This window comes from Vibrio superstes, from assembly GCF_003569005.1.
Lineage (GTDB): Bacteria > Pseudomonadota > Gammaproteobacteria > Enterobacterales > Vibrionaceae > Vibrio > Vibrio superstes.
On the sequence record NZ_BCUR01000001.1, the window covers coordinates 107,308 to 128,476 of the forward strand.

The following is a 21,169-nucleotide window of genomic DNA, read 5'->3' on the forward strand; positions in this document are numbered from 1 at the left end:
CCTTCACTACTTCACATCGAGAACATCTATGAGTTTTGACTCCCTTGGTCTATCAGCCCCGATCCTTCGTGCTATTGACGAATTAGGCTATACAAAGGCTTCTCCTATCCAAGAAAAAGCCATCCCAGCCATTATTGAAGGCAAGGACGTTATGGCCGCAGCTCAAACGGGTACAGGTAAAACCGCTGGTTTTACTCTACCTCTGCTTGAGCGACTAAGTTCTGGGCCAAGACCAAAAGGAAATCACGTTCGCGCTCTTGTTCTAACGCCAACTCGAGAGCTTGCCGCTCAAGTACATGACAGCGTAGTAAAGTACGGCGCACATCTGGAAACAACCTCTACTGTTGTATTCGGTGGCGTTAAGATCAATCCTCAGATGTTTAATCTTCGCAAGGGTTGTGATGTATTAGTGGCAACGCCGGGTCGTTTATTGGATCTGCACAGCCAAAATGCGGTGAAGTTCTCTGAGCTAGAAGTATTGGTGTTAGACGAAGCCGATCGCATGTTAGACATGGGCTTTTTCCGTGATATTAAACGTATCCTCAACCTACTGCCTAAACAGCGTCAAAACCTATTGTTCTCAGCGACCTTCTCTCCAGAGATCAGAGACCTTGCTCGTGGCCTAGTTAACAATCCAGTAGAGGTTTCAGTAAACCCACCAAACTCAACCACCCAGCTGGTGGAGCAGAGTGTTTACGTATCTGATAAACGTCAGAAATCAGCTATTCTTGCCAAACTCATTAAAGAGGGTAACTGGCAACAAGTTCTGGTGTTCAGTAAGACCAAGCACGGCGCGAACCGTCTCGCTCGCTTCCTTGAAGCAGAAAAAATCTCAGCTCTACCGATTCACGGTAACAAGAGCCAAGGGGCACGTACTAAAGCACTGGAAGAGTTCAAAACAGGTAAGATTCGCGTTTTAGTTGCAACCGATATTGCCGCGCGTGGTCTCGATATCCCTCAGCTTCCTCAAGTGGTTAACTTTGATCTGCCCCACGTATCTGAAGACTATGTGCACCGCATTGGCCGTACCGGTCGTGCTGGTGAGACGGGCAAGGCGTACTCTTTGGTATGTGCTGACGAAACAAAAGAGTTGTTTGCGATTGAAAGACTGATTGGTAAGGTACTAGAGCGCCATGAAATGGAAGGGTTCAAGCCTGTTAACGCCATTCCTGAATCAAAGCTCGATACACGCCCTATTAAGCCTAAGAAACCTAAAAAGCCAAGAGTTGAACACAAAGATGGTCAACGCTCTGCTGAGAACGCTCAAGGACACAAACCAGCGAACAAGAACAAGCGTCATTCTACACGACGCGGGTCGGGCCAAGGCAGTGAGTCCAAGGGCAACCAACAAAACAAACCTGCAACAGCTTCTCGTGATGGCGCTAAACCAAAGCCAAGACGTCGCCCGCAGCGCAATACCAATGCTTAAACCTGACAGTCTGACTTTCTTGCACAAGTGTTCGTGTGGTTAATAGCCGTCGTCCCCGAAGCGTTTTCCGGGCTGGCGTACCCGTCGGGGACCTTACGATAAGGTTAGGTCAAATAAGATTCCCGATAAAACCACTCGGGACTCATACAGCAAAGCTCGATTTGTGAGCAAGAGACAAGCTGTAAGCTTACAACTTGTCGCTACTTTTCCTTAGGTGTCGATTAGAGACATTCTTTTTCGGCACCTCTGGCACCTCTTTCTTTTCATGCCGCAAATGGCGAATGGCAAGTAGTGGGTGTTTGAACAACATTCTTGGCCCAGAAAAACGCATTACAGCACGCATATTCTCTTTGGGTTCTGGTCGATAGCAGTGCACCGGACAACGATTACAGGTTGGCTTGTTCTGACCAAATACACAGCGATCCAGCTTAGTCTTAGCGTATTGACTGAGCTCAGTGCACTCCTCACATAAGCCATGCAAAACCCCATGATGCTTCCCGCAATAGATCTCGATCATTGCGTGCACAGTCTTAAATTCTTTAAGCAATTCACCACTTAATATTTCGTCTAGTTGCTGCTGCCTTTGCAAAACCATTTCTCATAACCTGTAAGATACATTTAGTATATAACTTAACAAGCCCGTATCGCCATACCCATTTTCTTGAATTAGCTGCAAGTCTCTTTTTGTTCAATGCGGACAAAACACCGCCACTCAATTTCCTAGATGGAACTAACTTCTGAGCCGACACTCAAAATAAAACCAAGATTTATCACTATTATTGAAATACTTAGCTTTGTTTTGGCTAAGATAATAGAATGACTAGCAAGAGCACATTGCCCCACTCAACGATACATTCGGGCAATATATAGACAGGGAAACGGAGAGTTACATGCTTAAAAGGACGCTGCTCACAGGCGCTATTCTTTGCTCACCATGGCTTCACGCAGAGGTGATCGAATCAACCTATTTATCCGGTTTTGGCGAGGCCAAACACCCTTCTGGTTTTGAACATCTAGACTACGTTAATCCTTCAGCGCCCAAAGGTGGCCACGTCACGTATGGCGCGATCGGCACCTACGATAGCTTTAACCGCTACGGTTCTCGCGGTAAGCCTGGCGCTATGACAGGAGAAATCTACGACACCTTGATGTTTTCTCCTACCGATGAAATCAATACCTCCTACCCACTGATTGCTGAGAAAGTGCGTTATGAAGACGATTTTTCTTGGATGGAAGTGGATATCAACCCAAAGGCTAAATTTCAAGATGGTGTGCCCATTACCGCCAAAGACGTTGAGTTCACTTTTCAAAAGTTTCTAGATCAAGGTGTGCCTCAATACAAAACCTACTTTAAGAAGATAAAGTCCGTTAAAGCAATAAACGACAAGACAGCAAGAATCGAGATGGCAGAGCCAGACAGAGACGTGCTATTCGCTTTAGTGCAAGGAATGGCGGTTCTTCCACAGCATTTCTGGAAAGACAAAGACCTTAGTCAGCCTCTATCCCAACCTCCGGTAGGAAGCGGGCCCTATAAAATTGATTCCTTTAAGTCTGGTCAAAGCATTACCTATGCTCGCGTGACTGATTATTGGGCTGAATCCTTGCCAGTAAACATCGGCAGAAATAATTTCGATACCATACAGTACGACTACTATCGCGATGACACTGTGATGCTTGAAGCGTTTAAAGCAGGGGAATACGACTTAAGACAAGAAGGTACAGCTAAGTTTTGGGCCACCTCATACACAGGCACCAATTTCGATAAAGGCTACATAATCAAAGAAGAGATCGCTCATCAGATCCCTCAGAGCATGCAAGGCTTTATCTACAATACCGAAAGCGACATTTTCAGTGACCCTAAGGTACGCGAAGCCTTAACCTATGCATTGGATTTTGAGTGGATGAACAAGAATATGTTCTACCACCAATACGCTCGTACCAGCAGCTACTTCCAAAATACCGAGTACCAAGCAAAGGGTAAGCCAAGCGCAGCGGAGCTTGAAGTACTAGAACCTATTAAGGATCAAGTACCAGAGCGCGTGTTCGGCGAGTCATACGCGCCACCAAAAAGCGATGCTTCTGGTCGAATTCGTACGCAAATGCGTACCGCAATTAAACTCCTCAAAGAAGCAGGATGGGAAACCAAAAACGGTGTGCTGACCAACAGCAAAACCGGTAAACCATTCGAGTTTGAGTTGCTGGTCTACAGCCCAACAACAGAACGCATTGCTGACCCGTTGAAAAAGAATCTGAGCAATATTGGTATCAACATGAAGATTCGTACGGTTGATACGACTCAATACCTTAAACGCTGGCATGAGCGCGATTATGACATGATCTTTTCATCGTATTCCGCCAATGCCTACCCAAGCACCAGCCTGAAGATTGCATGGAACAGTCACTTTATCGATAGCACCTATAACCAAGCCGGTGTTCGAAACAAGGCTATCGACTATTTAACAGAAGAGATCGATACCCATCAGCAAGACCCAGAAAGACTCAAAGCCTTAGGCCCTGCCCTAGACCGCGTACTGACTTGGAACTTTTACGCTATTCCGGCATGGCATACTGGCGCATTTAGGGTTGCAAGCTGGGATAAATTCGCTAGGCCAGACATTCGACCAGAGTATGATCTTGGTTTAGATACTTGGTGGGTCGACACAGAAAAAGCGAAGAACTTGCCTGCTAAACGAAGGTAGAAAGACTTATAGCTGTAAGCTTCTAGCTGCAAGATACGAGCAAGAAGCTAGCAGCTAAAATATTATTTGGGCTCTGCCCTTTGTATCCATTCAATCATAGAGAGTTATGTCAGCTTATATAATAAGACGCCTGTTGCTCGTCATTCCCACCCTATGGGCAATCATAACCATAAACTTCTTTGTCATTCAGATCGCACCTGGTGGCCCTGTTGAGCAAGCTATTGCTCAAATGGAAGGGTTAGACTCAGGGGTAATGGAGCGCTTTACTGGCGGTGGCCAAGAGGTTGAACTTAGCGCTGGCAACGCCGATGCACAAACCACCGGCTATCGCGGGTCTAGGGGAATGGACCCCGAAGTTATTGAAGAGATCAAAAAGCAATTTGGTTTCGATAAACCGATTCACGTGCGTTATTTTGAAATGCTCAAGAACTACATCACCTTTGATTTTGGCCAAAGCTTATTCAAAGGAGGCGATGTCATCGACCTCATTGTCGAGCGATTACCGGTTTCTATCTCCCTGGGACTCTGGAGTACCCTGATCATCTACCTGATCTCTATTCCACTCGGGATAGTAAAGGCCATTCATCACGGTTCTCGCTTCGATATTTGGACCAGCGCATTAGTCATTGTCGGCTACGCGATCCCGGGGTTTTTGTTTGCCATATTGCTTATCATCGTCTTTGCTAGCGGTAACTACCTCGATTGGTTCCCTCTGCGAGGCTTAGTATCCTCCGACTTTGATCAACTTAACTGGTATCAAAAGGTCATTGATTACTTCTGGCATCTGACCTTGCCGACTCTTGCTATGGTCATTGGCGGCTTTGCGACCCTAACGATGCTGACCAAAAACTCCTTCTTAGATGAAATTAACAAGCAATATGTGGTCACTGCCAGAGCCAAAGGTCTGGATGAGAAAAGTATTCTCTACAAACATGTATTTCGAAACGCTATGTTGATTATCATTGCTGGCTTCCCAAGCGCCTTTATCAGTATCTTCTTCACCGGTTCTATGCTGATTGAGGTGATGTTCTCTCTTGAGGGCATCGGTCTTCTCGGCTTTGAATCCACCATTCAACGAGACTACCCTGTGGTATTTAGCTCTTTATATATCATGACCTTACTTGGATTATTACTCAGCATTATCTCTGATCTCACCTATTCGTGGGTAGACCCGCGCATTGACTTTGAGGCCAGATAAATGAATCCATTACTTAAACTTCGCATAGATCGCTTTAAAGCCAACAAACGTGGTTTCTGGTCGCTATGGATTTTCACTCTGTTGTTCACGGTAACCTTATTTGCTGAACTCGTCGCCAATGATAAACCCCTGTTTGTTAGCTTTGACGATGGTTGGTACTTCCCTATTGCAAAGCAGTACTCAGAGATTGAATTTGGTGGGGAATTTGCTGCCGAAGCGGATTATACCGACCCGTACGTTCAAGACCTCATCAATGAAAAAGGCTATATGGTTTGGCCAATCATTCGCTTTAGCTACGACACCATTAACTACAACCTGCCTGGTCCTGCGCCCTCCGCGCCAGATTCCATTAACTGGTTAGGCACCGATGATAGAGGACGAGATGTTTTAGCCCGAATCATTTATGGATTCCGTATATCCGTTTTATTTGGTTTTGTATTAACCATTGTCAGCAGCATTATTGGTGTTGTTGTGGGTGCAACTCAGGGCTATTACGGCGGCAAGCTGGATCTTATCGGTCAGCGTTTTATTGAGGTTTGGTCAGGAATGCCTACTCTATTTTTGCTGATTATCTTATCGAGTTTTGTAGAGCCGAGCTTCTGGTGGCTACTTGGTATTATGGTGCTGTTTAGCTGGATGAGTTTAGTGGGTGTGGTGCGCGCAGAATTCTTGCGCTGCCGAAACTTTGACTATGTTAAAGCCGCTCATGCGCTAGGGGTTAGTGATAAACGAATCATCAGCAGGCACATGCTTCCAAACGCTATGGTAGCAACACTGACTATGATTCCATTTATTCTTTCAGGGTCGGTTACCACCCTAACCTCTTTAGATTTCTTAGGGTTTGGCTTGCCTAGTGGTTCCCCTTCGCTGGGCGAACTGCTCGCTCAAGGTAAGGCTAACCTACAAGCACCATGGCTGGGCTTTTCGGCATTTATCGTTTTGTCGATAATGCTAAGTCTACTGGTGTTTATTGGGGAGGCGGTAAGAGACGCGTTTGACCCTCACGCCCAAGCATAAGAGATAAAAAAAGAGGCGTTAAAACGCCTCTTTAATAGAAAATTGGATTGCTTATTAGCTTGTTTGCTCTGAAAGCTTAAGACGTTCGATAGATTGTTTCAGCTCGTTAGCAAGGTCCGTTGTAGCCGATAGGCTAGATTCGTTTTGGCCAGCAATAGCATCAACCACAGAGGTTGCTTGCTGTAGTGCCTCATTAACGGTCGCATCTAGAGAGCGTAGACATTTTTGCGCCAATTGAAGGTGCAGTTCCGCTTCTTTTGCGAGGCTGTAAGCTGATTTGTAGATTTCTTTTGGCATATTAGCCTCCTGAGTCAGTTTAGGGGGGTTACAAGACAGAGTTTTCGAAACCGTATTGTATTTAAATACTACAAATAAGATATATTAAATTATTTGAATGAGCTACATATTATTTGAGAAAATGAGAGCCTTGGCACAAGTTTTGATTAGTATCTGTACATCTATTTGCAAGAACAATTCGCTTAACTAAAACCAATCCAGATGTTTTATCCGTTGAGCCGACAATACCACTACAAGGAATGACATGACGCAGGCGCTACTACACATTGAAAATCTTTCCGTTGCCTTTGGTGGGAAAAACAACCCAAGGACGGTAACACACAACGTGAGCTTGTCTGTTAACAAAGGCGAAACGCTCGCCTTAGTGGGTGAAAGTGGTTCAGGTAAGTCAGTTACTGCTAATGCCATTCTGCGCCTACTACCAAAAGCCAGTACCGTCTATCAAACGGGCACTATCCATTTTGACAAAGAAGAGCTACTCACTCTCTCAGAGCGTCGTATGCGTGGCGTGCGCGGTGGTCGTATCGGCATGATATTCCAAGAGCCTATGGTGTCACTCAACCCTCTTCATAAGATTGGTCGTCAACTAGTGGAAACCGTTGAGATACACCGTGGTCTTCGTTCAAATAAAGCCAAAACACTTGCACTCACTTGGCTAAACAAGGTCGGTATTCGAAACCCAGAGCAGAAGATTAACGCTTACCCTCATGAATTGAGTGGCGGAGAAAGGCAGCGTGTAATGATTGCTCTGGCGTTGATAAACGAACCAGAATTGCTGATTGCCGATGAACCCACTACAGCACTGGACGTGTCCGTACAAGCACAGATACTGGATCTGTTAAAAGATCTTCAGCAAGAGCTTGGCATGGCTATGCTCTTTATTACACATGATTTAAGCATTGTTAGGCGTATTGCTAATCGTGTTTGTGTCATGAAAGAAGGAAAGCTCGTAGAAACCGGCGAATGCCAATCTTTGTTTAGTGACCCAAAGCATCCCTATACTAAGATGCTCATTGATGCCGATCCTTCCGGCTCTCCTGTAGAAGCGCCCGGCACCAACGCCAATTTGGTCGAGGCACACGATCTTAAGGTGTGGTTCCCGATTACTGGTGGGATCTTTAAGCGTGTCATCGACCATACCAAAGCGGTCACAGGGGTTAACTTCACCCTTAAGAAAGGTCACACGCTGGGTTTGGTTGGCGAGAGCGGCTCAGGTAAATCTACAACGGGTATGGCGATACTTCGGCTAGTTAATAGTGATGGCGGCATCGTATTTGATACCAAAGAGCTTTCTTCACTAGATAGAAAACAGATGTTGCCACTGAGAAGCCGAATGCAGGTGGTCTTTCAAGACCCCTTCTCTGCTCTCAATCCGCGAATGTCCGTTGCACAGATTATTGGTGAGGGGTTGCGAGTCCATCAAGACCTAACGGATAGTGAGATTGACGCTGAAATTTGTCGAGTAATGCAAGAGGTAGACCTCGACCAAGAAACGCGCCACCGATATCCCAATGAATTTTCTGGTGGACAAAGACAGCGCATCGCAATTGCTAGAGCATTAATCCTTAAGCCTGAATTTATCCTACTGGATGAACCAACGTCCTCTTTAGATCGCACTGTACAAGCACAGGTGTTAGACCTTCTCAAGCAGCTGCAACGAAAGTATGGTTTAACTTATCTGTTTATCAGTCATGACCTCAACGTTGTGCGTTCCCTGTGTCACGACACTATGGTGCTAAAAGCAGGACAAGTCGTAGAATACGGTGAAACAGAGCAAGTATTTAATGCCCCCAAGCACGACTACACACAACAATTAGTGACATTGTCACAGATGTAATCTGTCATATCCGAACGATTAGGGTCTGTTGATCTTTTGAGTTTATTTTTGTAGCGATTTGTTGGGTATTTACACAAGGCAGTCACTTTTAGGTGTGGTGGTTCCACATGAAAAGGGACTAACGCCGTAGAAATGCCCAACTAACGCTACCCGAAGGGCTCGGCAAGAAAGGCTCGGCTAGAAACCATTTACTCGTCGTTGAGCGTCTTTTGCTTAGATGACTAGGCGGCAAGCCCCTCGCCTTGATTAAATGGTTTCTAGTCGAGCAAAATTCAATCGCAAAAGGTCAACAGACCCTAAGGTTAACTCAATTTATGAAAAGCTTAGATCAGCTCGATTACTGCCATACTTACGCCGATCTAGGCCCTTCACTCTCAAGCAGAGTCAATCCAACACCGCTCAGCGGCTCGTATCTTATTCATACTAATCAGCGCCTCGCAAAACAATTAGGCATTGATATTGAGTCCGTCGGCGATGAGATACTGATACAGCTCCTGTCCGGACAAGGTATCCTTGAGTCTTGGTCACCCATAGCGATGAAGTACACTGGCCATCAATTTGGTCAATACAACCCAGATCTTGGTGACGGTAGAGGACTCTTGCTTACAGAGTTCATCAACGATAATGGTGAGAAGTGGGATTTTCATCTTAAAGGAAGTGGACAGACTCCCTATTCGCGAGGTGCAGACGGACGAGCGGTGATTCGTTCAAGTGTTAGAGAGTACCTAATCAGTGCGGCCATGGATGGACTGAGTATTCCTACCACTCAAGCCCTAGCTATCTCTGGCGCAAGCACACCGGTACGAAGAGAAGAGATCGAATCAGCGGCTACCCTACTGCGGATTGCCCCAAGCCATGTTCGATTTGGTCACTTTGAATATCTCTTTTATAGCGGACAGCACAGCGAGATAAAAGCATTAGCGGATTACATTATTCTCTGGCACATGCCTGAATTAAAGGACTCTGAGGATAAATACGCGGCCTTTTTCCAACAGGTCACCAAACGCACGGCAAGCATGATCGCTCATTGGCAAGCCTATGGCTTTTGTCATGGCGTAATGAACACCGATAACATGTCGATACTGGGCCTAACCTTCGACTATGGTCCCTTTGCCTTTCTCGATACCTATTTATCCAAGCACATCTGCAACCACAGTGATTACAGCGGTCGCTATGCCTTCCACCAGCAACCTGGGATTGGGCAGTGGAATCTATCCGCGCTCGGTTACGCCCTTTCATCGTTAATCGATAGCAAACAGATAGAGGCTTCTTTACAAGAATATTCTACACATATTCAAGCAGAGTACCGACGTTTGATGCGAGCACGCTTTGGATTAGACAGCGAACATGATAGCGACCCTGAGCTTATCAACTCGTGTTTAGAATTGATGGAAAAGCTAGGGCTAGATTTTAACTTTACGCTGAGAGTCTTATCTGAAACAGGTCCTGACAATTGGGCAGACATCGGGCTTGATAGCACATTAAATAAGCCCGAGTTCATTGCTTGGCTTAGAGAGTACCAACAACGTATAGCGCTAGATTATGGTAACGATCAACAGCGACAACATGCGATGCAAGGGGTCAACCCTAAATACATTTTGCGCACTCATCTGGCGCAAGAAGCCATTGAGCAGGTGGAAAATGGAGAGTTTGATATCTTAGAGACTTGGCTTACTGTGTTAGCAAACCCCTTTATTGAACACGTCTGCCCCACTCATTGGTCACTGCCACCAAGCAACGACCAAAAAGGCATTTGTCTAAGTTGTTCTTCTTAAACCTTGTTGAAATCGCAGTTATTTAACTGCATTTATTTAACTGCACTGGTCAATATATTGATTCATAACCTGCTTTTGGTACTTACCCATATCGCCCGAGTGATACGCGTTCGCTTGCTCCCAACCTAGCTGTCTTGCAACTTCTGACGTGGAGGAAATCAACGCCTCGCCATCACTAATACCTGGATTCAGAGCCAAAGTCGTCACAGTAGCTTGTTCGATATGTCTGAACATCCTGTCCTCATAGTGACTAATATTTGCTTCTTTTGCTAAAAAAGCGGCATAGCCTCCGCATCGAACTTGTTCGACAAATGTCTGTTGCGTAGGAGGTGGATTCACCGTAAGCGCCATCGCCTTTGTTGCGGTAAATAAAGCCAAAATAGAACTGACACAGCTCAAATAGATAAATTTTTTCATGGTTAAGTGGCCCTAGTTAACTTATAACGAAATGAACCCAGATAAACGGCTTATCAGGTTCATAAAACGATAATTAAAAGAAACAATTAGTTGAGAGCGGTATAACCACGCCCTGACATACAGTTACGGACCACTTCAGAGTAAGCCTCTTGGTTGCTCGCCTCTACCGCATTGCGCTTGCCTCGGTTTCCAAGAATACCAAGGGTCATGCCTACCGCAGCACCGGTTTTAGCCGCACTCGAGCCTGAATTGCCTGATACACTTCCCGCTACCGCACCCGCAGTTGCACCTCTAGCACCACGCTTAGCCGTTTCCTGCGCTACATTATCCGCCTCTTCTTGAGGCGCTTGAAGCCCCAGTCCTTCACAGTACACCATGTCTTCGCTGAAAAGATCAGAATCATATTGTCCTTGATCATAAACCAATCCATGGGCACTAACAGGAAGAGTAAACGCTGTGCTAAGTACACCAACTAACAGGGTTGCTCGAAGTTTTTTCATATCAAATGCTACTCAATTTGCCACACAAAAGATGGGACGTATTGTGTGGCAAACTCAGTTTTGTATATATAAAGCGAGCTTTAGTTGATTTATTCACTCAGCTTATGAAAGAAACCTTAAATTGAATACAAGATGTAAATCTGCGACTTCATTCGAATCACAATGCCGCGAATCGCATCCAGAAAGCTCATAAAAAACGCTGGTTTATCACCACTGATCCATGCTAAGCCTACAGGAATGTCATACTCCTCACTCTCATGAATCTTTAAGTTAAGCGCACAAAGTGATAGCCCAACTTAAATAGACATCTCATTATTAATCCCACCGTCAAACAAACTAAACACCATTGCGCAAAATGTGTATTGCGACCCTAATCCAATCTCTATAATTCATCGCATCTACACAGTGGTGATGAGCTCAAGGCGAGCTAATTAGAGGTGAGCAAACTGCACAGTCAATCCAGGATGATGAAACTGCATAAGTCTCATTTGATGAACAACACCATGAATTAAACGACCTGCACTGATTTAACAAATAAATCACTGCATATTAATCATCGTAATAGGAATCAAAATGAACGTTAATGCTATTGAAAAAAGTCTAATCGGTATTATCTCTGTTGCTATCGCAAGCCAGTGGGCTTGGGTACACATTCCAAGTGTAAAAGAAATCATCTTTGTGGGGCTACTGATGCAACTGTGTCTGAGCTTTTTCATCGGCCTTGAAGCGTGGAGTGCCAACAAGTGGAAACAAAAAGGCGATGCCAAGAAATACAAGATTGGTCGAGGAATTACGTCTTATATTTCCTTAGTTGGCGGTAAATTTGTCACCATGGGCATCATCGCCGTACTGTTTAAATCTGTAGCATTTACAGGCTGGGTTGGCGGGGTTGTCGCTTTCTTCGGCATTATCTTCCTCATTATGGGAATGGAAAAAGCATACGCTTTGCTCGTCGAGAAGTTAATCAACCCTATGGTAGAGCTGGACAGTAAATAACAGCAGAGTAACAGCGTAATACAACCTCAGTGACTTGAAGATGCTCTTATGAAAAAGAAATTGATGTTAGTTGCAATATTAACTTTGCTAGCGGGTACCGCAACCGCCTCGGAATGCAGAACCAGCACAGTAAAACGAGTAGCGGTTTGGACCGTTACTCTGCCCGTGCCGCTGAACACGGTTTGGACATGGCTGTACTTTACCGGCGAGGATCTTTATTGCTACGCCGTTGAAGAAGAAAACCAGAGCCACATAATCGAACTTAACCAAGAGTACATCAAAACTCTTGGTTATATGGATAAATAGCAAGCTCTATCCTCTGAACCAAGGACTTAAACTCTCTGTATCTCATTAGGTTGGTTTAGCTTTACCCACACCTTAGAAAAGTCGAACCATCCTAGCGCGTTACACTTCGCATTTTGTAGCGCTCCACAATGATCTCTACTCACCCCTAGCCAGCAGTGAAACATTGGTATAATCAATTGATTCTCCACCAAATAGCGACCTAACTCCCTTGCTGGGAATCTAGCATTAGGTTGCCCTTGCCACTCCTGAATTACTTGATGAATGTATTCAAATTGGTTATCGGTACTTAACTCATTGAGATTACTGTAGTCGAGTAGCCAGCCTTGTAAAGTGTCGTCCCTATGAGTGCCAATCCCCATAGGTTTAATCCAAAGGTCAACCGCATCAATGTCGTCAGGAATATGATCATAGCGTATGAACTGTACCGCGAGTCCATCTTGTTTAAGCAGCGATGCTATAGCCTTAGAAAGAGTTGGAAATACTGGATGTTCACTATGATAGGCGATACTGACCGTCTCTATTTGAGGTGGAGCTAACTGCCTTTGTGGCTTGCTGTGGTACCAGCCTGGTTTAAGACCATGTGCCGGTAGTAGCCCAAGCTCTACTATAGATTCTTGAGAAAGCTGAGCGAACAAATTAAAACTTGTGAGCTTAGAAGCAAAATACTCTTGCCACTGCTTGTCTCGACCGAGTCCACTGCGTTGGTTTACTGAAATATAGGTGCATCCTGGATCTAAGGCTACGTCGTCGTCCGTTCGCTGTGTCGGCATATTCGGTTGAGACAAGCTTGGATAGACAATACTTGAGTGAATCTCATCAATAACCCAAACCTCAACTCTATCAACCAATGGTCTAAAGCCAAAATAGCTATCAAAGGCCTCAAGAATCAATCTCTTGTCATCATTGACAGACACTCGGTAAGGGCCTGTTCCGCTCGGCAAACGGTCGAAATCTTCAATCTCTCCGCTGTTATACGGAAGCACCTTGGCTACCGTTTCGGCTAGTAACAAATCAAAATGATAATCCGCCCGACTAAGCTCTATATCAATGACCAATGGAGAAGGCGTGGTGACGTCTTGAATATGAGCAAACAATGGCAAGTTTGCCAACGACTTTAAATGCTCAACCACATGCTCAGTTTCAAGCAACTGACCATTATGGAAGCGAACTTTGGCCCTAAGATAAAAGCGCCAATGACTACCTTCAACATTGTCCCATGAATGGGCGAGATCTTGAGTCAGCTTATCGTTTTCATCCAGTTGTGTAAGACCGCTAAAGACTTGATGAATGATGTTTTGCTCTGAGCGTCGATGAGGCTTTCTCGGGTTTAGCATTGAAAGCTGACGATAATAAGGAAGGCTGAGAACCTGCTGTCCTTGTCTGTGCTGGACGCCTAGATAATCCTGAATCACTTGAGTTAAACGGTTTGCGTCTTGATTAAGAACTTGCAACGCCTGCCCTATACGGCCTTCTTCAAGATAACGTTTAGCTAGACCCTCCCCTACATCTTGTCGGTTCTGCTTGAAGATAAGCTGAGATTGCTTCCCTCGCCCTGCAGAAGGATGCCACTCAATCCATCCCTCTTCACTGAGCTTGTTCAGTACGATGCGCGCGTTTCGTCTAGTACAGAACAAAATCTCTGTGATGTCTTCTATACGCGTATCGCTATCTTCACCATTAAAGTGCTCAAATAGGGTTTCAAACTGAGTTCGAAGTCGCGGGCTACTCATAAAGAGGAAATTCCAGTCAATTAGAAAATTATCAATTTCCTCATTTTAGCACGAAGTGGAGAGTTTTTATGTTATCGCGATGCCGGTAACTTGCGAAATTTCTTCAATGATTTCAGTAGGAAGCTTAATAGAAAATCGGCTTTGGGCATCTAATATAACCAATACTTGCCCCATCAACTGAATTGCGTCAGTTTGTGCTTGGAAGGTTAAACGTTGCTCGCCATCCAGTCGAATCATGATCTCGTGGGCGTTAATGATGATTTTCCCCAATTCAAAATCTAGGGTCATACCTTGCCCTTCTTTTTCGGGTTTCGAACCATCACTGTATGACGGGAGATACACACCAGATTACCCTGCTCATCTCGAATCTCAATGGACCAAATATGTGTCGTGCGCCCCAAATGGATAGGTGTTGCGACTCCAGTAACAATGCCGCTGCGTACCGCCTTGAGATGATTCGCATTCACTTCAAGACCGACGCAATGGCTGTCCCCCTCGCAGCAGTGATACGCTGCATAAGAACCCAGCGACTCAGCTAAGACTACGGAAGCCCCTCCATGTAACAGTCCAAATGGCTGATGTGTATTGGGGCCAACGGACATGGTAGCGGTTAACGAATTACCAGACACCTCTGTATAAATAATGCCTAAATGCTCTATAAGGGTATTTTTTGACTGAGCATTAAGAGATTCTGGACTGATGTCGCGTTTCCATATCGTCATCGATGTCTTTTCCTTAGATTTTGATAGTTTCTGTTATCTTATTCTTTTTAAACACTTTAGTGTCTAATTTTTCCTGAATTGTAGGAAAATCTAACGACATCGACCACACTTGTTGTACATCAACAATCATGGTTAGCGCAAAGATAGAAAAGGATCCCTTCTATGCGACTAAAAACACTAATACTATCGTTGGCATCTGCAGCTTTCATTACCGCTTGCGCCACCTCCCCAACAGGACGCAATCAAGTGATCTTATTTTCAGATAACCAAATGTCTGAACTTGGTAGCCAATCATTTGAACAAATGAAATCGGAACTCACCATTAGTAAAGACGCCAAGACCAATGCTTACGTTCAGTGTGTCACTAATGCCATTTTAGAGCATGTTCCTATTCAAGGTAGTTTTAGCCAATGGGAAGTGGTCGTATTTGACAGTGAGCAGGTGAATGCCTTTGCCCTACCTGGTGGCAAAATCGGTGTTTATACCGGTCTATTGAACGTTGCGGTAAACCAGGACCAACTGGCCACTGTCATCGGTCACGAGATTGCGCACGTACTCGCCGATCACAGTAATGAGCGTATGTCTCACGCCCAACTTGCCAATACTGGGCTGCAAATTAGCAATGTGGCACTCAGTAATCAGGAATACAAAAATGAAATAATGGCCGCCATGGGAGTTGGCGTTCAGTACGGGGTTTTGTTGCCCTACGGCAGAACCCAAGAAAGCGAAGCAGACATCGTTGGATTGGAGTTAATGGCTAAAGCCGGGTTTGACCCCTACCAAAGTGTCGATTTATGGAAGAACATGGCCAAGGCTTCAGGGGGCAATCAACCGCCAGAGTTGCTATCAACTCACCCCTCTCACGACACCCGAATCAAAGACCTAACAGCAAAAGCAGCGTCTGAGCCTAAATTCACTGGACAAAAGCCCAACTGCTCAAGGCCAAGCTGAGTTTATTGTTCTAAAGTAAACAGATATGAACACGATGACATAGAAAACTTATTCTAAATCAACATTGATCGCGAACCGCTTTCATTACCGTGGCGAAATATGGATAATGACGCCAAATTACAAGAGATAACAAGGTTAATACATGTCTATTGAATCAACACTACGTCAACGCAGCGGCGACAAATGCGAGCTTTGTGGCGCAACTAATGATCTACAACCCTTTGCTGTTGCTCCTCACTCTCAAGCAACCGTAGACCACGGCGCACTGCTATGTGACACATGTCGCGCTCAAGTTGAAGACGCAGATCAGATGGACGTAAATCACTGGCGTTGTCTAAATGACAGTATGTGGAGCCAAGAGCCACCAGTACAAGTTCTAGCATGGCGTCAATTGACTCGTCTTACAGGCAAAGGCGAAGCTTGGGCTCAAGATCTTTTGGACATGATGTACATGGAAGAAGAGACTAAAACGTGGGCTGAAACTGGCATGGAAAACGACGGTAAAAAACACGTTGATTGCCATGGCGCACCACTAGCAAAAGGTGACACGGTCACCATAATCAAAGATCTTCCAGTAAAGGGGTCTTCAATGGTGGTTAAAATCGGCACCATGGTGAGAAACATTGGACTTGCGCAAGACGATCCAGAACTCTTTTCTGGTAAAGTTGAAGGTCAGTCTATGTGGCTTCGTTGCGAATTTTGCCGTAAGAAGTAGACAGTAAAGTAGATACAAATAAAAAGCGCTAGCCTATTGGTTAGCGCTTTTTTATTGCTTGGTTAGAAAACTATTCCACGTCGGGTTTTTCGTTATCTGGCAAACCCAAGCCGATTTTTGTCACTTTATGGTCTTTGACATCCGCCACTACCCAATGCAGTCCATACCAATCAAAGCTATCGCCGAGCACAGGGTATGCACCTAGTTTAAGCTCGACCAGTTCCTTTAGTGGCATATCGCCTTCCTCTTCTAAAACGGAAAGGCCATAGTAACCCGTTACATCACTCACGCGGCAGTTGATATCTAAGAAGAAATCACCAAAGAAGCGTGGAACAACCTCATCTTCTGGTGCCTCACTGAACAACAGGCTTAAAGCGTCGAGATCCTTGTCTTGTCCTAGCACACAAAGGGTATCATTGGCTTGTAAAACGGTACTTCCTGATGGGTGTAGCAACTCCTCATCACGAAATAGCGCCGTAATGCGTGTTCCTTCAGGCATAGTCAGTCGCTTTAAAGGCTCTCCCACACACCATTTTTCTTCTTTTAATCGGTAGACAAACATTTCCCACTCACTGGCGCGAAAAATCTCAATGCCACTTCTTGATATCGGCGTTGGCTTAGGAGGTAAAGTAACATCTGCCATTCGTGCCGCTTTCATCAAGGTCCCACCTTGTACGAGCAGAGATACCATCACCACGAAAAAGGCAATATTGAAGTACAGCTCGGCATTGGGAAGTCCTGCAACCATTGGGAAAACGGCTAAAATGATAGGCACCGCGCCCCTTAAACCAACCCAAGAAATGAATTTACGTTCTTTGCTAGTAAAGCTCTTAAATGGCATCAAGCCAATCCATACCGCTAGTGGTCTAGCAAACAAAATCATGCCGAACGCCAGCACCAGTGCTGGAACCATAATCTCTAGCAAAGTCGCTGGTTTCACCAGTAAACCTAACACCAAGAACATCACAATCTGACTCATCCAAGTCATGCCATCGAGCACGTTCAGTATCGAATGTCGGAAACTGGTCGGCTTATTACCAATTAGCAAACCCGTTAAATAGATAGATAAAATACCACTGCCACCTAGCTTGTTGGACAATGCAAACAAGGAGATACCACCTGCGACTACCAGAACCGAGTACAAGCCTTCGTGCAACTCTACTCTATTGATGAGTGCCCATAGCAGCCAACCGCCACCAAGGCCGACCAAGGCTCCTACTCCAAACTGCATACCAAAACTAGTGGCTAAGAATGACAAGCCAAGATCAGCTTCAGGATTACCAAGTACCGCAATCAGGGTGACCGTCAAGAAGACCGCCATTGGGTCGTTGGTACCAGACTCAATTTCTAAGGTAGAGCCTACTCGCTCGTTTAGACTTTGTCCCTTCAGCATAGAAAATACGGCAGCTGCATCCGTTGAGCCGACAATTGCTCCGACTAAAATACCTTGCAATAAGGTCAGATCGAATAACCACGCTGCCATTAAACCAGTAAAGGTTGAAGTCAGCGCTACGCCTATGGTTGCGAGTGACAATGAAGGCCAGAAGGCCACCTTGAAACTGGATACCTTGGTTCGCATGCCACCATCAAGAAGGATAATGGCCAATGCAAGATTGCTGATTAAATAAGTTAATGAGTGATCATTGAAATCAATCTGACCTGGCCCATCTTCACCCGCAAGCATACCGACAACCAAAAAAATAAGTAGAATCGGCACACCTAGCTTGGAAGATGCTCTGGTCAAAAGAACACTGAGTACTATAAGAACCGCTCCTGTTAAGAACAGGCTATCGATCATATTTACGTCCAATTGTTCCTCACTTTTCGTTACAGTTCATTGAGTAAAAATTATAACAAAGTAATTCTTATAGCTCTTTGCTATATTACGATGTGAAATATCTTGCAACAGTTCTATGCAAGGCTTTGCCCGATTACCGATGCAAACTATGTAAAATATCAAACTCTTCATCATTAATATCAAGGCTTACCCCACCCAGACTATACTTACTCTAGATGTTCATCAGATCCCTGTAAAAGGAGGACTGCATGAGATTACTTCTATTATGGCTTATGTCATTGCTATTGTTTGCTGGTCAAACTCTTGCAAGCACTATTTGGGTCATTCCAGTCAAAGGCCCCATCGGCCCTGCTGTCAGCGACTACCTCTCTCGAGAAATCCAACAAGCACATGTCAACGACGTTAGCCTAGTGATACTAAAAATGGATACCCCTGGCGGTCTAGACAGCGCTATGCGAGATATCATCCATTCAATCACCACATCATCCGTGCCAATCGCGACTTGGGTGGGGCCTTCTGGCGCAAGAGCGGCCAGCGCTGGAACCTATATCTTGTTAGCGAGCCACGTCGCAGCCATGGCTGAGGCTACGAATCTTGGCGCCGCCACTCCCGTCGCCTTAGGTGGTTCGCCCAAGCCGCCAGGCACCAGCGATGAGGCTGACAATTCAAGCTCTAACAAAACAAAAGATGGAACCAGTGATAAAAACCAGCAAGTCCCCGCCAAGACAGCTATGGAAAAGAAAGTAATTAATGATGCCAAGGCCTATATCAAGGGTCTTGCAAAACTTCATAACCGAAATGCCGAATGGGCCGAAAAGGCCGTCAGTGAAGCCGCCAGTCTTGATGCAATTGAAGCATTGGAACTCAATGTTATTGATTATGTGGTTAACACACCCAACGAACTTGTCGCCGCTATTGAGGGCATTACTGTTACTGTGAACAACCAACAAGTGACATTGTCACTATTGCCAGCAAACTATGAACAACGAATTCCTGATTGGCGCGCCGAAATGTTAGCGGTTATTACCAATCCCAATGTCGCTTATATCTTGATGCTCATCGGTATCTACGGCTTGTTGTTGGAGTTCTATAACCCTGGCATTGGTTTACCTGGGGTTCTGGGGGGCATTTGTCTGCTTTTAGCGATGTATTCGCTGCAGATGATGCCCGTCAACTATGCTGGTCTCGCCTTACTGTTACTTGGCATAGCCCTGATGATTGCAGAAGCATTTAACCCAAGCTTTGGAGTATTGGGGCTCGGTGGTGTGGTTGCATTTGTGCTTGGTTCGATATTTCTTATGGACAGTGACCTACCTAGCTTCCAGATAGCCATACCGTTGATCCTCGGTGTTGCCATATTTTCAGCGGCTCTGATCATCATCACCCTTGGCATGCTAATGAAGGTTAGAAATAGACGCGTGACCACAGGCCTTGAGACCTATCCAGGAAAAACGGCCATCGTCAGTGAAGACTTTATTAACGGAAAAGGCAGAGTCCAATTAGATGGAGCGCTCTGGCATGCTCTAGGTAATACAGAACTCAAACATGGAGATAAAGTCACCATCGAATCGATCAATGGACTGACCCTAACGGTGAGCCCAAGTGCCAAAAAATAGGAGGCGCGTATGCTTTACACAACAGCAGTCATTGTCGTTCTCGTTATTGCCTTAGCAACACAGGTCTTCAAGGTGTTAAGGGAGTACGAGCGAGGGGTGGTCTTTTTTCTTGGTCGATTCCAAGAGGTTAAAGGCCCTGGGCTAATCATTTTAATTCCCATCGTTCAGCAAATGGTACGCGTGGACCTGCGAACCATCGTATTGGATGTCCCAACGCAGGATCTTATTACCAAAGATAACGTCTCGGTACGAGTCAATGCCGTGGTCTATTTCCGTGTCGTTGACCCACAGATGGCCATCAATAATATCGAAAGCTACAGCGATGCCACCAGCCAGCTTTCACAAACCACGCTTCGCTCGGTTCTGGGCCAGCATGAGTTGGATGAGTTGTTGTCTGAGAGAGAAAGGCTTAATAAAGATCTTCAGGCCATACTCGACCAGCAAACCGATGATTGGGGCATTAAAATCGCGACCGTAGAGGTTAAGCATGTGGATCTGAATGAAAGCATGGTACGAGCCCTCGCCCGCCAGGCAGAGGCAGAGCGAAATCGCCGTGCAAAAATCATTCATGCTACCGGTGAGTTAGAGGCATCTAACAAGCTTAAAGAGGCCGCCGAAATGCTCAATAAAGCGCCAAACGCCTTACAACTTCGCTATATGCAAACGCTCACAGAGATCACTACGGATAAAACATCGACTATTGTGTTTCCAATGCCCATCAATCTAGTTGAAGCTGTGAATGACATCGCAAAGGCAATAAACAAAGAGAATGGAGACAAGGAGAAGGGATAAGCGCACTGACTGGCCTTTAAAAATTTTTTATCGTGTAAGTCTTTCTACAGGCACCTTGTTTATTTTAGGGTGCCTGTTCGTGATAAAGACCTAATCTATTTAGCGTCAACCATGCTAGCCAGATTCAGGTTTTCAGCCTCGATACGCTCAAGTATCTCATCTTCATGCTTCTGCTTTTCATGCATCGCATCTATTAACTTGCGATCGAGCTCAGCAAAATACCTATTTTCGTCTGCTCGGCCGTGTAAGCGTAGTTTTTCTGTAAAGTCCATGACAGTCACCTCTACAGTTTGTCCTAACACTATAATACCAATCGTAGTAAATAACTGCTCATTCTAGCTTGTTAAAACACTCGATAACGGCGTTAGAATTTT

Annotated in this window: 21 protein-coding genes; 12 read left to right on the forward strand and 9 right to left on the reverse strand. The window is 45.3% G+C overall.

Features of this window, described 5'->3' with window-relative positions; translation table 11 throughout:
* Nucleotides 1–28: 28 nt before the first annotated feature.
* Nucleotides 29–1,429 (forward strand): DEAD/DEAH box helicase, encoded by a 1,401-nt coding sequence (locus D5I41_RS00490; RefSeq protein ID WP_119007990.1) that lies wholly within the window; start codon nucleotides 29–31, stop codon nucleotides 1,427–1,429.
* A gap of 187 nt (nucleotides 1,430–1,616) precedes the next feature.
* On the opposite strand, the gene D5I41_RS00495 is transcribed toward D5I41_RS00490, so the two are convergent.
* Nucleotides 1,617–2,024, reverse strand: coding sequence for a nitrous oxide-stimulated promoter family protein (locus D5I41_RS00495; RefSeq protein WP_119007991.1), 408 nt, complete (start codon nucleotides 2,022–2,024; stop codon nucleotides 1,617–1,619).
* A gap of 295 nt (nucleotides 2,025–2,319) precedes the next feature.
* Between D5I41_RS00495 and D5I41_RS00500 the strand changes: the two genes are divergently transcribed.
* The 3 genes from D5I41_RS00500 to D5I41_RS00510 all read left to right on the forward strand — a co-directional run bounded on the left by D5I41_RS00500 (nucleotide 2,320) and on the right by D5I41_RS00510 (nucleotide 6,343).
* Nucleotides 2,320–4,128: an extracellular solute-binding protein gene (locus tag D5I41_RS00500; RefSeq protein WP_119007992.1), complete on the forward strand. Its 1,809-nt coding sequence runs from the start codon at nucleotides 2,320–2,322 to the stop codon at nucleotides 4,126–4,128.
* A 106-nt stretch (nucleotides 4,129–4,234) separates the two neighbouring features.
* A complete protein-coding gene (locus D5I41_RS00505; protein ID WP_017032288.1) occupies nucleotides 4,235–5,326 on the forward strand; it encodes a microcin C ABC transporter permease YejB in 1,092 nt (363 codons plus the stop codon).
* Nucleotides 5,327–6,343, forward strand: a complete 1,017-nt coding sequence (locus D5I41_RS00510) for an ABC transporter permease (protein ID WP_017243246.1) — start codon at nucleotides 5,327–5,329, stop codon at nucleotides 6,341–6,343. It abuts the gene before it with no gap.
* A 54-nt stretch (nucleotides 6,344–6,397) separates the two neighbouring features.
* Here D5I41_RS00510 and D5I41_RS00515 read toward each other — a convergent pair whose 3' ends face one another.
* Nucleotides 6,398–6,640 carry a hypothetical protein gene (locus tag D5I41_RS00515; RefSeq protein ID WP_065598902.1) on the reverse strand — a complete coding sequence of 81 codons (243 nt, stop codon included), beginning with the start codon at nucleotides 6,638–6,640 and terminating at the stop codon, nucleotides 6,398–6,400.
* A 244-nt stretch (nucleotides 6,641–6,884) separates the two neighbouring features.
* On the opposite strand from D5I41_RS00515, the gene D5I41_RS00520 reads away from it, so the two are divergent.
* Together D5I41_RS00520 and D5I41_RS00530 are read left to right on the forward strand one after the other, a co-directional pair.
* The gene (locus tag D5I41_RS00520) at nucleotides 6,885–8,477 is read left to right on the forward strand and encodes an ABC transporter ATP-binding protein (protein ID WP_119007993.1); all 1,593 of its coding nucleotides are present in this window, start codon (nucleotides 6,885–6,887) and stop codon (nucleotides 8,475–8,477) included.
* Between the two features lie 314 nt (nucleotides 8,478–8,791).
* A complete protein-coding gene (locus tag D5I41_RS00530) occupies nucleotides 8,792–10,252 on the forward strand; it encodes a protein adenylyltransferase SelO (protein WP_119007994.1) in 1,461 nt (486 codons plus the stop codon).
* Nucleotides 10,253–10,288: 36 nt separating this feature from the next.
* On the opposite strand, the gene D5I41_RS00535 is transcribed toward D5I41_RS00530, so the two are convergent.
* Both D5I41_RS00535 and D5I41_RS00540 read right to left on the reverse strand, forming a co-directional pair.
* A complete protein-coding gene (locus tag D5I41_RS00535) occupies nucleotides 10,289–10,669 on the reverse strand; it encodes a hypothetical protein (protein WP_017028105.1) in 381 nt (126 codons plus the stop codon).
* Between the two features lie 86 nt (nucleotides 10,670–10,755).
* Nucleotides 10,756–11,169, reverse strand: a complete 414-nt coding sequence (locus D5I41_RS00540; protein WP_017028104.1) for a glycine zipper family protein — start codon at nucleotides 11,167–11,169, stop codon at nucleotides 10,756–10,758.
* 573 nt (nucleotides 11,170–11,742) lie between these two features.
* Between D5I41_RS00540 and D5I41_RS00545 the strand changes: the two genes are divergently transcribed.
* Nucleotides 11,743–12,165: a hypothetical protein gene (locus D5I41_RS00545; protein WP_119007995.1), complete on the forward strand. Its 423-nt coding sequence runs from the start codon at nucleotides 11,743–11,745 to the stop codon at nucleotides 12,163–12,165.
* Between the two features lie 48 nt (nucleotides 12,166–12,213).
* The gene (locus D5I41_RS00550) at nucleotides 12,214–12,471 is read left to right on the forward strand and encodes a hypothetical protein (protein ID WP_119007996.1); all 258 of its coding nucleotides are present in this window, start codon (nucleotides 12,214–12,216) and stop codon (nucleotides 12,469–12,471) included.
* 26 nt (nucleotides 12,472–12,497) lie between these two features.
* Here the strand turns inward: D5I41_RS00550 and D5I41_RS00555 are convergent, their stop codons facing one another.
* The 3 genes from D5I41_RS00555 to D5I41_RS00565 all read right to left on the reverse strand — a co-directional run bounded on the left by D5I41_RS00555 (nucleotide 12,498) and on the right by D5I41_RS00565 (nucleotide 14,923).
* Entirely contained in the window at nucleotides 12,498–14,201 is a 1,704-nt protein-coding gene (locus tag D5I41_RS00555) for an SgrR family transcriptional regulator (RefSeq protein ID WP_119007997.1), read from the reverse strand.
* Between the two features lie 66 nt (nucleotides 14,202–14,267).
* On the reverse strand, nucleotides 14,268–14,489 hold the full coding sequence (locus tag D5I41_RS00560; protein WP_119007998.1) for a DUF3389 family protein: 222 nt from the start codon (nucleotides 14,487–14,489) through the stop codon (nucleotides 14,268–14,270).
* Nucleotides 14,486–14,923, reverse strand: coding sequence for a hotdog fold thioesterase (locus D5I41_RS00565; RefSeq protein WP_119007999.1), 438 nt, complete (start codon nucleotides 14,921–14,923; stop codon nucleotides 14,486–14,488). Before D5I41_RS00565 ends, D5I41_RS00560 begins: the two co-directional genes overlap by 4 nt.
* A gap of 162 nt (nucleotides 14,924–15,085) precedes the next feature.
* On the opposite strand from D5I41_RS00565, the gene D5I41_RS00570 reads away from it, so the two are divergent.
* Nucleotides 15,086–15,874 carry a M48 family metallopeptidase gene (locus D5I41_RS00570; RefSeq protein ID WP_119008000.1) on the forward strand — a complete coding sequence of 263 codons (789 nt, stop codon included), beginning with the start codon at nucleotides 15,086–15,088 and terminating at the stop codon, nucleotides 15,872–15,874.
* A 142-nt stretch (nucleotides 15,875–16,016) separates the two neighbouring features.
* Nucleotides 16,017–16,589, forward strand: a complete 573-nt coding sequence (locus D5I41_RS00575; RefSeq protein ID WP_119008001.1) for a PhnA domain-containing protein — start codon at nucleotides 16,017–16,019, stop codon at nucleotides 16,587–16,589.
* Between the two features lie 70 nt (nucleotides 16,590–16,659).
* Here D5I41_RS00575 and D5I41_RS00580 read toward each other — a convergent pair whose 3' ends face one another.
* The gene (locus tag D5I41_RS00580) at nucleotides 16,660–18,387 is read right to left on the reverse strand and encodes a potassium/proton antiporter (RefSeq protein ID WP_119008002.1); all 1,728 of its coding nucleotides are present in this window, start codon (nucleotides 18,385–18,387) and stop codon (nucleotides 16,660–16,662) included.
* Nucleotides 18,388–18,635: 248 nt separating this feature from the next.
* Between D5I41_RS00580 and D5I41_RS00585 the strand changes: the two genes are divergently transcribed.
* Entirely contained in the window at nucleotides 18,636–20,003 is a 1,368-nt protein-coding gene (locus tag D5I41_RS00585) for an NfeD family protein (RefSeq protein WP_119008003.1), read from the forward strand.
* 9 nt (nucleotides 20,004–20,012) lie between these two features.
* Nucleotides 20,013–20,795, forward strand: a complete 783-nt coding sequence (locus D5I41_RS00590; protein ID WP_119008004.1) for a slipin family protein — start codon at nucleotides 20,013–20,015, stop codon at nucleotides 20,793–20,795.
* A 95-nt stretch (nucleotides 20,796–20,890) separates the two neighbouring features.
* Here the strand turns inward: D5I41_RS00590 and D5I41_RS21165 are convergent, their stop codons facing one another.
* Nucleotides 20,891–21,097, reverse strand: a complete 207-nt coding sequence (locus tag D5I41_RS21165) for a hypothetical protein (RefSeq protein WP_147094836.1) — start codon at nucleotides 21,095–21,097, stop codon at nucleotides 20,891–20,893.
* Between the last annotated feature and the right edge of the window lie 72 nt (nucleotides 21,098–21,169).

What these genes read in the sequence shown, in the direction of transcription:
- D5I41_RS00590 (WP_119008004.1), top strand. Translation starts at nt 20,013, where the DNA reads ATGCTTTACACAACAGCAGTCATTGTCGTTCTCGTTATTGCCTTAGCA.
- D5I41_RS00580 (WP_119008002.1), bottom strand. Translation starts at nt 18,387, where the DNA reads ATGATCGATAGCCTGTTCTTAACAGGAGCGGTTCTTATAGTACTCAGT.
- D5I41_RS00500 (WP_119007992.1), top strand. Translation starts at nt 2,320, where the DNA reads ATGCTTAAAAGGACGCTGCTCACAGGCGCTATTCTTTGCTCACCATGG.
- D5I41_RS00535 (WP_017028105.1), bottom strand. Translation starts at nt 10,669, where the DNA reads ATGAAAAAATTTATCTATTTGAGCTGTGTCAGTTCTATTTTGGCTTTA.
- D5I41_RS00550 (WP_119007996.1), top strand. Translation starts at nt 12,214, where the DNA reads ATGAAAAAGAAATTGATGTTAGTTGCAATATTAACTTTGCTAGCGGGT.
- D5I41_RS00515 (WP_065598902.1), bottom strand. Translation starts at nt 6,640, where the DNA reads ATGCCAAAAGAAATCTACAAATCAGCTTACAGCCTCGCAAAAGAAGCG.
- D5I41_RS00555 (WP_119007997.1), bottom strand. Translation starts at nt 14,201, where the DNA reads ATGAGTAGCCCGCGACTTCGAACTCAGTTTGAAACCCTATTTGAGCAC.
- D5I41_RS00560 (WP_119007998.1), bottom strand. Translation starts at nt 14,489, where the DNA reads ATGACCCTAGATTTTGAATTGGGGAAAATCATCATTAACGCCCACGAG.
- D5I41_RS00520 (WP_119007993.1), top strand. Translation starts at nt 6,885, where the DNA reads ATGACGCAGGCGCTACTACACATTGAAAATCTTTCCGTTGCCTTTGGT.
- D5I41_RS00505 (WP_017032288.1), top strand. Translation starts at nt 4,235, where the DNA reads ATGTCAGCTTATATAATAAGACGCCTGTTGCTCGTCATTCCCACCCTA.
- D5I41_RS00570 (WP_119008000.1), top strand. Translation starts at nt 15,086, where the DNA reads ATGCGACTAAAAACACTAATACTATCGTTGGCATCTGCAGCTTTCATT.
- D5I41_RS00510 (WP_017243246.1), top strand. Translation starts at nt 5,327, where the DNA reads ATGAATCCATTACTTAAACTTCGCATAGATCGCTTTAAAGCCAACAAA.
- D5I41_RS00490 (WP_119007990.1), top strand. Translation starts at nt 29, where the DNA reads ATGAGTTTTGACTCCCTTGGTCTATCAGCCCCGATCCTTCGTGCTATT.
- D5I41_RS00540 (WP_017028104.1), bottom strand. Translation starts at nt 11,169, where the DNA reads ATGAAAAAACTTCGAGCAACCCTGTTAGTTGGTGTACTTAGCACAGCG.
- D5I41_RS00575 (WP_119008001.1), top strand. Translation starts at nt 16,017, where the DNA reads ATGTCTATTGAATCAACACTACGTCAACGCAGCGGCGACAAATGCGAG.
- D5I41_RS00585 (WP_119008003.1), top strand. Translation starts at nt 18,636, where the DNA reads ATGAGATTACTTCTATTATGGCTTATGTCATTGCTATTGTTTGCTGGT.
- D5I41_RS00530 (WP_119007994.1), top strand. Translation starts at nt 8,792, where the DNA reads ATGAAAAGCTTAGATCAGCTCGATTACTGCCATACTTACGCCGATCTA.
- D5I41_RS00545 (WP_119007995.1), top strand. Translation starts at nt 11,743, where the DNA reads ATGAACGTTAATGCTATTGAAAAAAGTCTAATCGGTATTATCTCTGTT.
- D5I41_RS00565 (WP_119007999.1), bottom strand. Translation starts at nt 14,923, where the DNA reads ATGACGATATGGAAACGCGACATCAGTCCAGAATCTCTTAATGCTCAG.
- D5I41_RS00495 (WP_119007991.1), bottom strand. Translation starts at nt 2,024, where the DNA reads ATGGTTTTGCAAAGGCAGCAGCAACTAGACGAAATATTAAGTGGTGAA.